Source organism: Duganella sp. GW822-FHT06D06, assembly GCF_058799615.1.
On record NZ_JBXALQ010000003.1, the window covers coordinates 200,625 to 215,876 of the forward strand.

The window sequence follows — 15,252 nt, forward strand, 5'->3', positions numbered from 1 at the left end:
GATGGCTAGTTGGACGCCGCCGCCCCCTTGGCGCGCGCCACGTGCAGCTTCTTGTAGCTGTCGATCAGGCGCTGGTGGCGGTCGAGCCCTTCGAGTTTCATGCTGGTCGGCGTCAAGCCGTAGAAGCGCACGCTGCCATCCACTGAGCCGATCACCGCATCCATGCGCGCATCACCGAACATGCGGCGGAAGTTGACCACGTAGTCGTCCAGTTCCATGTCGTCGTCCAGCACCACCTCCAGCACCACATTCACGGCCTGGTAGAACAGGCCGCGCTCGAGCGTGTTGTCGTTGTATTGCAGGAAGGCTTCCACCAGCTCCTGCGCCGCTTCAAAGTCCTGCAATGCGAGTTGTATCAACAGCTTCAACTCCAGCACCGTCAATTGGCCCCAGACCGTATTCTCGTCAAATTCGACGCCGATCAGGGTGGCGATATCGGAGTACTCATCCAGCTCGCTGTTCTCCAAGCGCTCGATCAGCGCTTCCAGGCTGTCGTCATCCAGGCGATGCAGGTTCAAAATATCGGCGCGGAACTTCAATGCTTTGTTGGTGTTATCCCAGATCAGATCTTCCACTGGATAGACTTCCGAATAGCCCGGCACCAGGATGCGGCAGGCGGCGGCGCCCAACTGGTCGTATACCGCCACGTACACTTCCTTGCCCATGCCTTCGAGGATGCCGAACAGGGTCGCGGCTTCTTCCGCATTGGAGTTTTCTCCGTGGCCGGAGAAATCCCACTCGACAAAATCGTAATCCGCCTTGGCGCTGAAGAAGCGCCACGAGACGATGCCGCTGGAGTCGATGAAGTGCTCGACAAAGTTGTTTGGTTCCGTGACGGCGTTGCTGACAAAGGTAGGCCGCGGCAAATCGTTCAGGCCTTCAAAACTGCGGCCCTGCAGCAGTTCCGTCAGACTGCGTTCCAGCGCCACTTCAAGGCTCGGGTGCGCGCCGAACGAGGCGAAGACGCCGCCGGTGCGCGGATTCATCAAGGTCACGCACATCACCGGATACTCGCCGCCCAGCGACGCATCCTTCACCAGCACCGGGAAGCCCTGCTCTTCCAACCCTTTGATGCCGGCCAGGATGCCAGGATATTTCGCCAGCACTTCCTGCGGCACGTCCGGCAGTGCGATTTCGCCTTCCAGAATCTCGCGCTTGACCGCCCGCTCGAATATCTCCGACAGGCACTGTACCTGGGCTTCGACCAGCGTATTGCCGGCGCTCATGCCATTGCTGACGAACAGGTTTTCGACCAGGTTGGACGGGAAATACACCACCTCGCCGTCCGACTGCCGCACATACGGCAGCGAGCAGATACCGCGTTCCACATTGCCGGAGTTGGTATCGTACAGATGGAAGCCGCGCAGCTCGCCGTCCGGATTGTAGATTTCCAGGCAGTACTCATCCAGGATCTCCGCCGGCAGCGCATCTTTGCGGCCAGGCTTGAACCAGAGCTCGTTCGGGTAGTGCACAAACGGCGCCGCGGCGATGTCTTCGCCCCAGAACGTGCCGGCGTAGAAGTGATTGTTGCTCAGTCGTTCGATATACTCACCCAGGGCCGACGCCAGCGCGCTTTCCTTGGTCGAGCCCTTGCCGTTGGTGAAGCACATCGGCGAGTGGGCATCGCGGATATGCAGCGACCACACGTTGGGAACGATATTGCGCCACGAAGCGATTTCAATCTTGATGCCCAGGCCCGCCAGCAGTCCCGACATGTTGGCGATGGTTTGCTCCAACGGCAAATCCTTGCCCGCGATATAGGTGCTCGCTTCGGAAGCCGGGTTCAGCATCAACAAGGCCTGGGCGTCGGCATCCAGGTTCTCCACCGCTTCAATGACAAACTCGGGTCCGGCCTGGACCACTTTTTTCACGGTACAACGGTCGATCGAACGCAAGATGCCTTCGCGGTCCTTGTCGGAGATATCGCTCGGCAACTCAACCTGGATCTTGAAAATCTGCTGGTAACGGTTTTCCGGATCGACAATATTGTTCTGCGACAGGCGGATATTATCGGTAGGAATATTGCGCGTCGAGCAATACAACTTTACAAAATAGGCGGCGCACAAGGCCGACGAGGCCAGAAAATAGTCAAACGGACCAGGCGCCGAGCCATCGCCCTTGTAGCGGATGGGCTGGTCGGCGATGACCGTGAAATCATCGAATTTAGCTTCAAGACGTAGCTTATCGAGAAAGTTGACCTTAATTTCCATGAGAGAATTCCAATAGTAGTGCTCAAAATGAGTTGGGCACCATTATCCGTTGTTTTGCTCGCCCGGCAAAGGCTGCTCATCGCGGTCAGGTATGGTGTCGGCGATGTTAGCGTCGCCGCCCCTTGAGATGTTCAGGGCGAACTGGATTCGCGCATTCGGACAGCGACGATCACACCCGACAGGAAAGTGATTGCCGCAACCAGCCAAACCGCGCTGATTACCCCGTACAAGTCGGCCACCAGGCCAGCAAGCAGAGCGCCGATCGCGTAGCCGAGGTCGCGCCAGAAGCGGTAAACGCCGACGGTCGAAGCACGCCAGAGCGGGCTGACCACGTCGCCAATGGCAGCCAGCAAGGTCGGGTAGACCATTGCGGTGCCTATCCCCAACAACACCGCGCCCGTCGCATACCACGCGAACGATGAGCGCAGCGCGATGATGGCAATGCCCAGCGCCTGAACCCACATCCCGGCGACGATCAGGCCTTTGCGGCCGATGCGGTCCGATAGCGCGCCGGTGAACAATTGACAGACGCCCCATACAGTCGGGTAAATCGCGGCGAGTATGCCTATCTGAGCAAGGGTCATGCCGGCACCGCCAAACACGAAGGGGAACAGGCCCCATGCCATGCCATCGTTGAGGTTGTTGACGAGGCCAGCCTGACTAATCGACGACAAGCTGGGATCGCGCACGCTGGTTTGCCAGAAGAGCGTACGTTGCGACGGTACGGTGGCTGCACTGGGCGACGGCGCCATTGCAGCTTCCAAGCGCGCATGGCCGCGTGTCTCGCGCACGACCAGCACCGATAGCAGAAGACCGAACATGGCAAACGCGACACCGAGGTAGAACGGCTGCGGTCGCAAACCGTAATTTGCTGCGATCCAGCCTGTCGCGAGCGCGGCCGAGCCGACTGCAAAATACCCGGCAAATTCATTGATTCCCATTGCCATGCCGCGATTTTTTGGTCCGGCAAGATCGATCTTCATGATGACTGTGGTCGACCAGGTCAACCCCTGGCTAACCCCAAGAAAAACGTTGGCCAGCAAGATCCAGTTCCAGGATGGCGCCCACATCAACAGAAATGGGACGGGCGTGGCAATCAGCCAGCCGACCACCAGCACGGCCTTGCGCCCGTAGGCGTCGGAAAAGCGGCCGGCAAAGTAGTTTGTGCTTGCCTTAGCCACGCCGAAGACGACGATGAACGCGAGGATCGCACTGTGGGCCACCAGCTTGAACTCCTGTTCGGCGATAGCGGGCAAGATGCTGCGCTCCATCCCGACCATGGCGCCGACAAAGGCATTCACCACAACAAGCAAGCTGAACTGCTGCCAATTCGCACGCAGTCCGAGCCGCAGGTTTGAGGCGGCAAGGGACGGTGACAGTGATTTAAGCATCGCCGATTCCATCGTCACGCAAACCCGGCTTGGCCGAGATTTGTGGCGACAAGCCAGTCCATCTCGGCGGGACGTGGCAAGACTGTTGCGGCGAGGGTCGCTGTAAATGCGTCCTTCCCCAACGTCAGCAAGGGATTCCAGCGCTTCTCGAAGCCGATTGTCGATGACGGCTTGCCCGAAATGTCAGCGCCGCACGCACTGCCAGCCTGATGACCCGGAAAAACCTCAAGCTCATCAGGCAAATTCAGCAGCCGACCATGAAGGCTGTGCCAGAGCTGGGCCGCCATTTCCGTCTCGCGCCCAGCGAGATCCGGGCGGCCGACCGAGCCGACGAACATGGTGTCGCCAGTCAGGACGAACCATGGCGCTTCCGCGCGGCGTCGGTCCGACACCAGCAGGCAGATGCTGTCTTCCGTGTGGCCAGGCGTATGCAAGACCTGGATGCGGGTATTGCCTGCATCGACGACGTGATTGTCGCCCACCGGCGTAAATGTAAACGCGGTCTTGCCGACATTACTTTCGTGTAGTGCATAGCTCGCGCCGGTCAGCGCCGCCAGGGTTCGGCCACCGGACAGGTGGTCGGCATGGATGTGTGAATCGAACACATAGGAAATTTCCACATTGAGCTGGCGCGCCTGGTCGATGTACCAGGCCTCGTCTCCCGCCAGCACGTCGAGCGCGACGCCCTTGCCTTGCCCGCCGCAGCCGAAGAAGTACGAAATCGAAGCGTCGTCATTTGCGCGTTGCTTGAAAAACATTGCAGTCTCCTGGAATACGAAAATCTTGTCAGCCGATTCGGACCAGTCCGCCAGCTCCCCGAGCGTCCCGCGATGCGCTCCGCCGATCAATTCGCTGTCCTGCGGGGCACGCGCATCCACGCCGCCAGCGCCTACGCCGACTTTGCCCTGGGCATCGGGATTTACCCTCTGGCCCTTAAATACCAACAATCCAACGATTATTGGAATATAATCGATATTTGCCGTCCAGGCAAGACCAATTCACCACGGGGCTTGACCTCGGACGATGAAATGCTGACACTCTTGCCTATGACAACGAACCGAACCATCAAGGATGCCCTGTACGAGCAGGTAGCCCGTATTGCCAAGGCGGCCGCCAGTCCGAAAAGGCTGGAGCTGATTGAATTGCTGGGACAGTCCCCGAAGACGGTCGAGGCACTGGCGCAGGAGGCCGGCATAAGTGCCAAGTTGGTCAGTGCTCACCTGAAAGAATTGAAGTCGGCACGTCTCGTTGAAGCCGAACGGCAAGGGAAGTACATCATCTACCGCTTGGCCAGTACCGAGGTAGCTCAGTTATGGGTAGGGTTGCGGGTACTTGCCGAGGACAGGCTTTTTGAATTGCAGGACGCTCTGCGCCAGCTCTCTGCGGCCACCCATGAGTGGGTCGGCAACAGCCGCGAAGAACTGTTGACCAAGGCGAAATCCGGCGAAGTGATTGTGATCGACGTGCGACCCGGCGAGGAATACCAGGCTGGCCACTTGCCGTTTGCTCGTTCGATGCCGCTGGCAGAACTGAAGAACCGCTTGGCTGAGTTGCCCAGGGACCGGCCTGTCATCGCCTATTGTCGCGGCCCGTTCTGCCTGATGTCGACCGACGCCGTCAAGCTGTTGCGCGACCAGGGAATTGATGCGCTGCAAATGCGCGAAGGCGTGGTTGAGTGGAATAGCTGAAGCGATTCAGCTATTCGGACCTGCCAGCGCTCAAAACGCCGTGAATTGCGCTTCGTCCGGCTCCGCCTGACCCACATACGAGCGCTTGTGCTGCGGCCGCAGGCCATGCAGCCTGACGGGCGCGGGCGACTTGGCCATCATCCGCACGACGGCGGCGGGCCGTGCCTTCACCACCGGCTTGGCCGGCTCCCGATTGAGGCGGAAGAAGGCCATCAGTTCCTGCAGCTGTTCCGCCTGGCCGCTCATCTCCTCCGCGGTGGCCGCCAGCTCTTCCGAGCTGGCGGCGTTTTGCTGGGTGGTCTGGTTCAACTGGGAGACCGCCGCATTGATCTGTCCCACGCCGGCAGTCTGCTCCTCCGACGCGGCCGTGATCTCCTGCACCAGGTCCGAGGTCTTGCGGATGTTCGGCACCATCTGGTCGAGCAGGCGGCCGGCTTTTCCCGCCAGCTCCACGCTGCTGCCGGCCACGTCGCCGATTTCCTGTGCCGCCACCTGGCTGCGCTCGGCCAGCTTGCGCACCTCGGCCGCCACCACCGCGAAGCCCTTGCCGTGCTCTCCGGCGCGGGCCGCTTCGATCGCCGCGTTCAGCGCCAGCAGATTGGTCTGGTAGGCGATGTCGTCGATGATGCCGATCTTGGTGGCGATCTGGTTCATCGCGGCCACCGTCGCCTTGACCGCCTCACCGCCCTCGTTCGCCTCGAGCGCCGCCTTGCTGGCCATGCCGTCGGTGACCCTGGCGTTTTCCGTGTTCTGCGCGATCGAAGCGGTCATCTGTTCGATCGAGGCGCTGGTTTCCTCGACGCCGGCGGCCTGCTCGCTCGACGCCTGCGACAGCGACTGCGCCGTCGCGCTGACCTGTTCCGAAGCCCGCACCAGCGCCTCGGCGGCGCCGTTGACGTCGAGCACCACCTGCGACAGTTTGTCCACGGTGTTGTTGGTGTATTCCTTGAGCTGGCCGAACGCGCCCTCGTAGGCGTGCTCGATGCGTTCGGTGAGATCACCCTCGGACACCGCGCCCATCACGCGCACCACGTCGCCGATGCTGCTGCGGAGCTTGTCGGTCATATTGTCGATCGCCTGCAGCGTCTGGCCGATCTCATCGCGGCGGTCGGCGGTGATCCGCACGTCGAGATTGCCTTGGGCGATCGCATCGGCCGCGCCGGCGGTTTGCTTCAGTGGCCGCGTGATCGAAACCGTGATCAGGTAGCCGATCCAGGCGGCCAGCAGCGACATCGCGGCGACCAGGGCCAGCAGTGTGTACATGGCGTTGCTCAGCCGGTTGGCCCGTTCGACCAGCAATTTATCCAGTTCGGCCATCGCGGCATCGACCAGCTTGAACTGGATATCGATGGCGCGCGTGAAGGCGCTGACGTAGTCGGAACCCGAATAACTGAGTTTGTCCGCCTTGATCACCTGCACCTCGGCCAGCTGCATGGCCTGCTTCGCCTCGGCCAGGCTGTCGTCGGCGATCTTTTGCAGCTGTTCCCTCAGGGCCGGATTGGCGGCGCCGGCCTTGGAGAACGCCGCCGCCATGCTGGCATAGTGTTCGCTGGCGCGCTCCAGCAGATTGGACATGCCGGTGCGTTCCTGCGGCTCGATCGCGTGCTGCGCCAGGAAGCCGGCGCCGCGGGCCCGCATGCGGCCGAGGTCTTCGGCCAGACCGGGCAGATGGTAAAGCGCGCCGAAGATCAGGTAATAGCTGTCCACGTCGGGATCGAGCGTCAAGCCGAAATGGTCCGCCGTCAAGTCGAGCACCGCCATCACCTGGCCCACCAGCGCGGTGTGGCTGGCGGTGCTGTTCTTGCCGCTGATGCTGCGGGCCGCGAGCTCGCCGCTCAACGCTTTCCAGTGGGTTTGCGCCTCGTGCCATGCCGCCTGCACCGCCACATCCTGGACCGTTTCCTTGAGCAGCTTGGCGGCGTTCTGGTAGGCGCGCTCGGTCTCCAGCTGCTTGGCGCCCTGCTCGGCCGCCTTGTCGTCGCGACCGCCCAGCACCAGGGCCGCCAGCCCGCGGTGCTGCTGGGTAAGCTGCACCACGCGCAGCAGCGCGCGCGCCGGACCGGTGCCCCGCGTTTCCACGCGCGCGGCATCGAGCGTCTTGTACGAGTCGCGCACATACAGGAAGGATGGCACGGTGACGAGCGCGACGCCGAATGCGGCAAGGATGGCGAACTTCTTCCACAGCAGCAGATTATTCAAGAAACGGATCATGATCCCTCTCCTTGCAAACAACCAGGTCAATGCGGGATAGCAGGACCTATTGTGCCGTAGAAATTTTGAGAGATTCTCTCCAATTAACACAACGCAAGTGGTTGGGACCGCTCTGTCCCCTCAAAGCGTCGCGCGCGCCGCACATAATGAAAGTTGCTTTTTTGCGACGCGGCAACTGCACCGATTACTCGGCGTCCTTCTCGACCAACTGTTCCAGCGAGTTGAAGAAATGCTGCCAGCCATAGCGGGCGCCTTGATAGGCCTGATCCTGGTCGGGCCGGAAGCCGGTTTGTTCCATCCGCAAATGGGTGCCGGTCGCGGTGGCGGCCAGCGTCCACGTCACCACGCTTTCCAGTCCCAGCGCGTTCCAGGTGTAGGCCAGCGTCTTCTGCGGTTCGACTTCCATCACCTGGCAGTCGACCGAGCCCCAGTCCGCGCGGAAGTTAAAGTGATGGCCGGACACGGCCAGGAAATCGTTCTTCATCAGCCAGGCCTCGATCAGGTGCGGCTGGGTCAGCGCCCGCCACAGCTTTTCCGGCGGATGCGAGAACTCCCGTTCGACGACGACGGTGCGGAGTTGGTGTGCGATATCGTTCATTATTGGTCCATCCTTTTCAGTAGGTCATCAAGATCGTCGAACTTGCCGTCCCAGTAGCGACTCATCTGGTTGGTCCAGTCCAACAGCGGGGTCAGCGCCTTCAACTGCGCGCTATAGTGGGTCTGGCGTCCCGCATGCCGGTCCAGAACCAGGCCGGCCTGCTTGAGCACGGCCAGGTGCTTGGACACGGCCGGTTGCGACACCTGCGCATGGGTGGTCAGCACCCCTACGGTTTGTTCGCCGCCGGTGCACAGCTTTTCGAAGATCGCCCGCCGGGTGGGATCGGCCAGCGCGCGAAACAGCTCGTCATGGGAGTTTGTCATGTCAATCCATAGCCACTAAGTTATGGATTAAATCATAGCCATGCGGTTATGGATAGTCAAGCGAAAAATGCGAAAATCCCGCCGCGCTACGGCTGGCCCTGGCGGCGCACGGGTGACGGCCAGGTCGCGCCGCCATGAACCTTGCGGTCCACATCCCCTTCACCCTTTCTACACCTCGCGATCCGCATCCCATTTGCGCCCGGCGGGAGCATGTACCGGCAATGTTGTCCGTGTCACCATGCCTGCTCCTCTCGCCTCGATTGCATGCATATGTCGCGAATTCACGTGCTGGTGGCAGCAACGCCTTCGGATCTGTTAGCGGCCGGCATCGCGGCTGCGGTCGCGGCTTACCCGAACATGATCCTGGTCGACGGCCGTCCGCTGGCCCTGGACGAAGTCGAGCCCCGCCTCAAGCAGATTCCCGCCGACCAACCGTCGGCGCTGGTCCTGGTCGGCGGTGATGCCCAGGCCAGGCTGCTGGCCGAGCGCATGCTCGCGGCCCGCAAGGACCTGGTGGTGCTGCAGGTCGACATCGTCGACCACCAGGTGCAGATCGCCCGCTACGCCTCGCGCAGCGAATCGCTGGACCTGGCCTCGCTGCTGGCCGCGCTATGCGACCTGGTCGCCAATGCCGGCGGCGCGGACGGCAAGCGCACCGCGCGCTTCGTGGTGCACGCCGACCCGCCCGGCCCGCGGCCGCTGCTCGACAGCGCGATCGACTGGATCCATGCGGTGCTGCGCCATGGCGCGTTGAGCCAGGGCGGCGGCAACGGCGACATCCCCGGCCTGACACTGACGGCAACCACCGTCAACAGCCTGCTGGACGAACGTCCCGGCCACACCGCGCCCGCGCAGACGGCCGACGTCAAGCAGGCCGACCAGGCGCTGACCAGCGCCTTGATGCGCGCCGACATCGGCGCCGAACCGCTGGCCGCCGCCGCGACCGCCTTCAGCCTGAGCGCGCTGGAATTCCGTCTGCTGCTGCTCGCCATGGCCCCGGAGCTGGACTTGCGCTACCAGCGCTGCATCGGCCTGCTGCTCGACGACATGGGCCGGCGGGTGGGCAGCCTGGCCCTGTTCATGGCCCTGCTGGGCGAGTCCGCCGGCGTGCGCTGCCAACTGGCGCAGTCCGGCAACCTGGCGCGCTGGCGCGTGCTGGAAAGCCGCCAGGGCATGCTGCCCGCCGCCGACGACCCGCTGCGGGTGGATGCGCCGCTGCTGGCCTGGCTGCTGGGGGAAACCGGCGCGCTCGATCACGATCCCGCCGTGCGCCGCGCGCTGCGCCTGGCCGACTGGCCTGGCGCCAGCCTGTATCGGCAGGCACCGGAGCGCGAATTCGCTCTGGCGCGCATCCGCCACCTGCTGTCGCCGCCCGGCGACGGCGACGCCGCCCGCTTCGTGCTGTACAGCGGCGACGCCAGCGCCTGGTGCGCGCTGCTCGAAGTGGGCGCGCATGCGGCGGGCGCCGCGCCGCTGCGCATCGACGCCGCCCGCCTGGTCGGCCTCGATCCGGCGGCCATCGAAGAATCGGGCGCGCGGCTGGGCCGTCTTGCGCGCCTGGCGCGCCGTCCGTTGCTGCTCGATGCCGGCACGGCCGAACCCGCGCCGCAGGCCGACGACGGCCTGCGCCTGCTGCTGGCCGCGATCGGCGCCGCCGGTGTCCGCACCGGCGTGCTGTGCGCCGAGCCGACCCGCATCGTGCGCCTGATCGGCTCAGAACCGTTCACGCTGGCCGACGAGCACGCGCTCAGCGCCTCGACCCGGCTGGCCAACGTGCGCGCCGCCGTCGGTTTGCTGGATTTGAGCGCCGACGACGCGGCCCTGCAGATGCTGGCGCGCCAGTACCCGCTGGAAGTGGACGGCTTCGAACACGCGCTGCGCCTGGCGCGCGCCCGGGCCGTCCCCGGCGAGGCCGCCGACGCCGGCATGGCGCGCTTCGTCAGCGCCTGCCAGCACGTGGCGGCCGAAGGCGTGTCGCGCATGGCCGAGTGCATCGAGCCATCGCAGCGGCTGGGCGAAGTGATACTGCCGCCCGACCGCGCCCGCCAGCTCGACGAGATCGTCGACAGCGTGCGGCTGGCCGCGCAGGTGCTGGACGGCTGGCGCTTCGGCGAGCAGCTGCCGTTCGGCCGCGGCGTGACGGCGCTGTTCCACGGCGCCAGCGGCACCGGCAAGACCATGGCGGCGGTGGGCATCGCCCAGCGCCTGAACATCCGTATCCTGCGCATCGATCTGTCGCGCGTGGTCAGCAAATACATCGGCGAAACCGAAAAGAATATCGACCGCATCTTCCTCGACGCCAGCCGCTCCGGCGCGGCGATCCTCATCGACGAGGCCGAGGCGCTGCTGGGCAAGCGCAGCGAAGTCAAGGATGCCCACGACCGCTACGCCAACATCGAAGTGGCCTATCTGCTGCAGCGCATGGAAACCTACGAGGGCCTGGCCATCCTCACCACCAATCTGCGCCAGAACCTCGATCCCGCCTTCCTGCGCCGGCTGCGCTTCGTCATCGATTTCCCGCGCCCGGACGCCGACGCGCGCGAACAGATCTGGCGCCGTTGCCTGCCATCCGGCGCGCACCAGCTGAGCGAGCCGGTGTTCCGCCACCTGGCGCGCAGGGTCGATCTCACCGGCGGCAACATCCGCCAGATCACGCTGCGCGCCGCCTTCCTGGCCGCAGCGGCGGGAACGACCATCGACCTGACGCATATCGCCCAGGCCACCAGCGCAGAGCTGACCAAGCTGGGGATGGCCGCCATCGATCTGGCGCTGCCGGGCGACCGGCTCGCGGCCTGAGGACACGCCATGGACTACGAAGCCATCTACAAGGTCAGCACCGCCTTCAGGGAGCGCGTGCAACAAGGCTACAAGGCGGCCGGCGGCGCCGGCAACGGCGTCTATGTCGGCCCGCTCGACGATCCGGACGCCGCCGGCGCGAAGCTGATCCTGTTCCTTTACCGTATCGCGCCCAATCCCAGCATGCGCAACGCCGCCCACACGGCGCCCTCGCCGGTGGTTCCGCCGGCCACGGTCATCTATCGCGATTCGCTGCCGCTCGACCTGTACTACCTGCTGACGGTGGGCGACGCCTCCGGCGAAAGCGCGGACCTGGAGCAGCTCAAGTTCCTCGGCTCGGCCATGCAGGTGCTGCACCACGAGCCGGTGCTGTCCGGCATAGGCGTCAGCCACGAAGCGGTCAAGCTGACACTGGACCCGTTGGGCAATGAAGACATGGGCCGCCTGTGGGCGCTGTTCCCGACCGTGAACTATCGCACCTCGGTGGCCTACCTGGCGTCGCCGGTGTGGATCGATCCGCGCACGCCGGATGCGGCGGGCGCGCCGGTGGTGCGCGACAGCCTGAACGCCGGCCAGCGGGAACGGGAGCAGCAGCCATGAGCCGCCTGATCGCCCCCGCCGAAAACGCCTACCAGCGCAAAGTGCTGTTCGCCGCCGAAGTGATCGACGGCGTGACGCTGGCGCGCATCTCGCGCGGCGTCACGGTCAGCGCCAGCGCGATCCCTGCCCCGCCGGTGGTCAACGCCAGCGGCATGTTTGTCTGGCTTGACGACGGCGTGCCGCTGGCGCCGCAGCAGCTCAACGTCGATCCCGGGCAGTTGCCGTATCTGGGCGCCAGCGTGGCCTCGCCGTTGCCGCCGCAGCGGCTGGTGCAGATCGAACTGGCGCCGGGCCGGGGCTACAGCTTCCAGGCCGGCGTGACGGCGCTGCGGTTCTCGCTGATCGTCAGCGACATCGGCCCGCCGGTTGCGGCGGCCGGGGTCGAAGTGTTCCTGCGCTGGCACGACGCCGGCGCGCCCCAGCCGTGGACCGACTCGCCGATCCGCTCCCGCACCGATGCGCATGGCGACGCCAGCCTGGCGCTGCGCTTCCGGCGCAGCGACGAACCGGCCAAGGACAGCGCCGGCGCCTTGCGCGTGCGCCTGTGCGCGCGGCGCGGGGGCAACGTCACGATGTCCGATGAATTCGTCCTGGTCGAAGGCCGCGTCACCGACCAGCCAACCGCTTTTGCCCTGAACAAGTTCTTACCGTGAGTTGCGATCGAGAGGATAAGCGCCATGATCAACGACACCAACCAGCAGGCCGCCAACCCGGCCAGACAGCCCAAGCAAGGCGGCCATTGCTGCCCCGGGGGAGACGGGCCGGCCGACCAGCCCAAGCCGCCGAAACCGCCGCAAGAGGGCAACCCGCCGCACGACAGCTGTCCTCCGCCCTGCACCACGGACGAGCCGACGCTGCCGCCGATCGAAGGCGCCACCGCCTGCAAGGTCGCATGCAATTGCCCGACGACGGGCTCGGGAAAGCCGGACTGCTTCGACGATCTGATTAACGACCAGGCGCGCGTGATCAGCGAGGCGGAACGCGCCAAGACCTTCAAGGCGGATCTGGAGGCCTTGCTGCAAAAGGCCAAGGCCGCGCAGACGGACTACACCAACGACAAGTACAAGCAGCTGCTGGAGCGCTGGAAGCAACAGGACCGCGACATCGTCGAACGGATCCACTGCGTGGTGTGCGCCATGCCATGCTGGTTCTGCCAGCTGGAGTGCCAGGTCTGCACTTTGTTCAACAAGGTGCGCGATCTTGAGCTGCAACTCAATGGCGACGGCAAGCACGAACACCGCTATACCACGGCCTACTCGCTGTACGACCAGCGCTACTGGTTGGAACGCGACCTGGCGCTGAAGCAGGCCACCTTCGATCGCGTCAAGGCGGTGCTGACGGCGTGGGAGAAACCGGTCGCCGACATCGAGGCGGTCCTCAACGACAACGAGAAACTGATCGCCGCCATCAAGTCCGCCGACAACGCGCAGGCCCTGTACGACCTGTTCATCAAGCTGATTCCCAACCACCTGGCCATCGCGCCGCCGGCGACAACCGCCGCCACCGGCATCGACAGGAAGTACACGCAGCTGTGCTGCTGCGACGAAGCCGCAGCCGACGATTGCTGCGGTCCCGACGTCGGCCAACAGACGGTGCGCCTGCGCCTGCAGGGGCGGCACGCCTATCTGGTGGAGCCGGCGCAGTACTTCACCATCATCTGCTGCCTGGTCAAGAGCCGCTATCTGCCGGCCAAGGACGAACTGGCCAAGGCCGAGGGCCTGCTGGCCGGCACCGTGGCCGACATCAAGCGCGTCAGCGACGAGATCAAGTCGCGCATCGAAAGCCTGGAAAAAACCGCCAGGGTGGAACTGGCCAAACCCTTCGACTGCAGCAACTGCAGGCCCACCGATACTGGAGAATGATCATGCCTGAATACCTGACTCCCGGCGTCTACATCGAAGAAATCGAACGCGGCCCGCGTCCCATCGAAGGCGTACCGACCAGCACCGCCGCCTTCCTCGGCGAGACCGAACGAGGCTCCATCAAGCCGCGCCTTGTCACCAGCTACAAGGAGTACCAGCGCTGGTATGGCGGCACCTTTGGCGACAGCAAATTCATGCCCTACACGGTCAGCGGATTCTTCGAGAACGGCGGCAAGCGCCTGTATGTGTGCCGCATCGTCGGCGAGAACGCCACGCCGGCGGAAGCGACCTTCGGCCAGTTCCTGGTGCGCGCGGCCGGCGCCGGCTCCTGGGGCAAACGGGTATGGGCGCGCGTCGACGACAGCACCACCATGCGCCCCGACGTCAACGGCACCCCGGTTCCCGTGGGATTCCGCCTGCGCTTCGCTTTCTGGGCCAATCCGCCGCCCAGTTTCCAGCCCTTCGACCCGATCGCCGAGCCCTTGCGGCTTCCCCGGCCGACGCTGAGCGAGGACTTCAACGACCTGTCCACCGAGGCCACGTCGCCCGACTACTGGCAGAAACGCATGCGTGACAGTTCGGCGCTGGCCGAGCTGGTGCCGATTCCGCCGGCGGCGCCGGACGCCAGGCCCGCCAACGGCTCGTCGGCGCTGTCGCAGGCGGGCGCCGACGATCCCGCTCCGCTCGACGTCGCCGACTACAAGGGCGAGCTGGTGCCGGGCGCTCCGCGCGCCGAGCTGCAAGGCCTGGCGGCGCTGGAACTCGATCCCTTCCGCGAGGTGTCGCTGGTTTACGCGCCGGCGGCCGATACCGACACCTCGGTGGCCGTCATCGACCATTGCGAGAGAATGCGTTTCCGCTTCGCCGCGGTCGATGTCGGCAAGGGCGCCAGCAACGCCGGCGGCCTGGACCCGCGCACCAACGTCAAGGACAGCCAGTACGCGGCGTTCTACTATCCATGGATTTCCATGTCGGATCCGCAGACCGGGGCGCGCAAAAGCGTGCCTCCCGGTGGCCATGTGCTGGGCGTGTACGCCCGCACCGACGTCGAACGGGGCGTCTTCAAGGCGCCGGCCAACGAGACCGTGCGCGGTGCGCTGGAACTGGAGTTCGACATCAACGACAAGACCCAGGAAGTACTCAACCCGCGTGGCGTCAATGTGGTGCGCCAGTTCCCGGGGCGCGGCATCCGCATCTGGGGCGCGCGCACCCTGAGCTCCAACCCTCTGTGGAAGTATGTGAGCGTGCGGCGGCTGTTCATCTTCCTGGAGCGTTCGATCTACGAAGGCACGCAGTGGGTGGTGTTCGAACCGAACGACATCCAGCTGTGGGACCGCGTCACCGATACCCTGCGCCTGTTCCTGCGCAGCCAGTGGCGCCAGGGTGCGCTGTTCGGCAGGACCGAGGAGCAGGCATTTTTCGTGACCTGCAATGAAAGCACCATGACCCAGGACGACATCCTGAACGGCCGCCTGATCTGCGAAGTCGGCATCGCGCCGGTGCGGCCGGCGGAGTTCGTGGTGTTCCGCATCTTCCAGAACACCGCAGAAGCACAGCGCTAACAGGAGCCCAT

General features: G+C 64.5%; 12 protein-coding genes. 6 read left to right on the forward strand and 6 right to left on the reverse strand.

Features of this window, described 5'->3' with window-relative positions:
• Positions 1 to 5: 5 nt before the first annotated feature.
• From AC1RMD_RS07070 to AC1RMD_RS07080, 3 genes are all read right to left on the reverse strand, one after another.
• Positions 6 to 2,210 (reverse strand): OsmC domain/YcaO domain-containing protein, encoded by a 2,205-nt coding sequence (locus AC1RMD_RS07070; RefSeq protein ID WP_492925030.1) that lies wholly within the window; start codon positions 2,208 to 2,210, stop codon positions 6 to 8.
• A gap of 131 nt (positions 2,211 to 2,341) precedes the next feature.
• Complete coding sequence (locus AC1RMD_RS07075) at positions 2,342 to 3,601, reverse strand: MFS transporter (RefSeq protein WP_492925032.1); 1,260 nt, start codon at positions 3,599 to 3,601, stop codon at positions 2,342 to 2,344.
• A gap of 14 nt (positions 3,602 to 3,615) precedes the next feature.
• Positions 3,616 to 4,359 carry an MBL fold metallo-hydrolase gene (locus AC1RMD_RS07080; protein ID WP_492925034.1) on the reverse strand — a complete coding sequence of 248 codons (744 nt, stop codon included), beginning with the start codon at positions 4,357 to 4,359 and terminating at the stop codon, positions 3,616 to 3,618.
• Between the two features lie 72 nt (positions 4,360 to 4,431).
• On the opposite strand from AC1RMD_RS07080, the gene AC1RMD_RS07085 reads away from it, so the two are divergent.
• Entirely contained in the window at positions 4,432 to 5,289 is an 858-nt protein-coding gene (locus tag AC1RMD_RS07085; RefSeq protein ID WP_492925036.1) for an ArsR/SmtB family transcription factor, read from the forward strand.
• A gap of 30 nt (positions 5,290 to 5,319) precedes the next feature.
• On the opposite strand, the gene AC1RMD_RS07090 is transcribed toward AC1RMD_RS07085, so the two are convergent.
• The 3 genes from AC1RMD_RS07090 to AC1RMD_RS07100 all read right to left on the reverse strand — a co-directional run bounded on the left by AC1RMD_RS07090 (position 5,320) and on the right by AC1RMD_RS07100 (position 8,421).
• Positions 5,320 to 7,500, reverse strand: coding sequence for a methyl-accepting chemotaxis protein (locus AC1RMD_RS07090; protein ID WP_492925038.1), 2,181 nt, complete (start codon positions 7,498 to 7,500; stop codon positions 5,320 to 5,322).
• A gap of 184 nt (positions 7,501 to 7,684) precedes the next feature.
• On the reverse strand, positions 7,685 to 8,098 hold the full coding sequence (locus tag AC1RMD_RS07095) for an SRPBCC family protein (protein WP_492925040.1): 414 nt from the start codon (positions 8,096 to 8,098) through the stop codon (positions 7,685 to 7,687).
• Entirely contained in the window at positions 8,098 to 8,421 is a 324-nt protein-coding gene (locus tag AC1RMD_RS07100; RefSeq protein WP_492925042.1) for an ArsR/SmtB family transcription factor, read from the reverse strand. Before AC1RMD_RS07100 ends, AC1RMD_RS07095 begins: the two co-directional genes overlap by 1 nt.
• A gap of 270 nt (positions 8,422 to 8,691) precedes the next feature.
• Here AC1RMD_RS07100 and AC1RMD_RS07105 point away from each other — a divergent pair, with 270 nt between their 5' ends.
• From AC1RMD_RS07105 to AC1RMD_RS07125, 5 genes are read left to right on the forward strand one after another with little or no spacing between them, the layout of a single operon-like run.
• Positions 8,692 to 11,217 carry an ATP-binding protein gene (locus AC1RMD_RS07105; protein WP_492925044.1) on the forward strand — a complete coding sequence of 842 codons (2,526 nt, stop codon included), beginning with the start codon at positions 8,692 to 8,694 and terminating at the stop codon, positions 11,215 to 11,217.
• A gap of 9 nt (positions 11,218 to 11,226) precedes the next feature.
• Positions 11,227 to 11,817 carry a Pvc16 family protein gene (locus AC1RMD_RS07110; protein WP_492925046.1) on the forward strand — a complete coding sequence of 197 codons (591 nt, stop codon included), beginning with the start codon at positions 11,227 to 11,229 and terminating at the stop codon, positions 11,815 to 11,817.
• Positions 11,814 to 12,470 (forward strand): hypothetical protein, encoded by a 657-nt coding sequence (locus AC1RMD_RS07115; protein ID WP_492925048.1) that lies wholly within the window; start codon positions 11,814 to 11,816, stop codon positions 12,468 to 12,470. The genes AC1RMD_RS07110 and AC1RMD_RS07115 overlap by 4 nt, the downstream gene beginning before the upstream one ends.
• 24 nt (positions 12,471 to 12,494) lie before the next feature.
• A complete protein-coding gene (locus AC1RMD_RS07120; RefSeq protein ID WP_492925050.1) occupies positions 12,495 to 13,679 on the forward strand; it encodes a hypothetical protein in 1,185 nt (394 codons plus the stop codon).
• A 2-nt stretch (positions 13,680 to 13,681) separates the two neighbouring features.
• Complete coding sequence (locus AC1RMD_RS07125; protein WP_492925052.1) at positions 13,682 to 15,241, forward strand: phage tail sheath family protein; 1,560 nt, start codon at positions 13,682 to 13,684, stop codon at positions 15,239 to 15,241.
• The last annotated feature ends 11 nt before the right edge of the window (positions 15,242 to 15,252 follow it).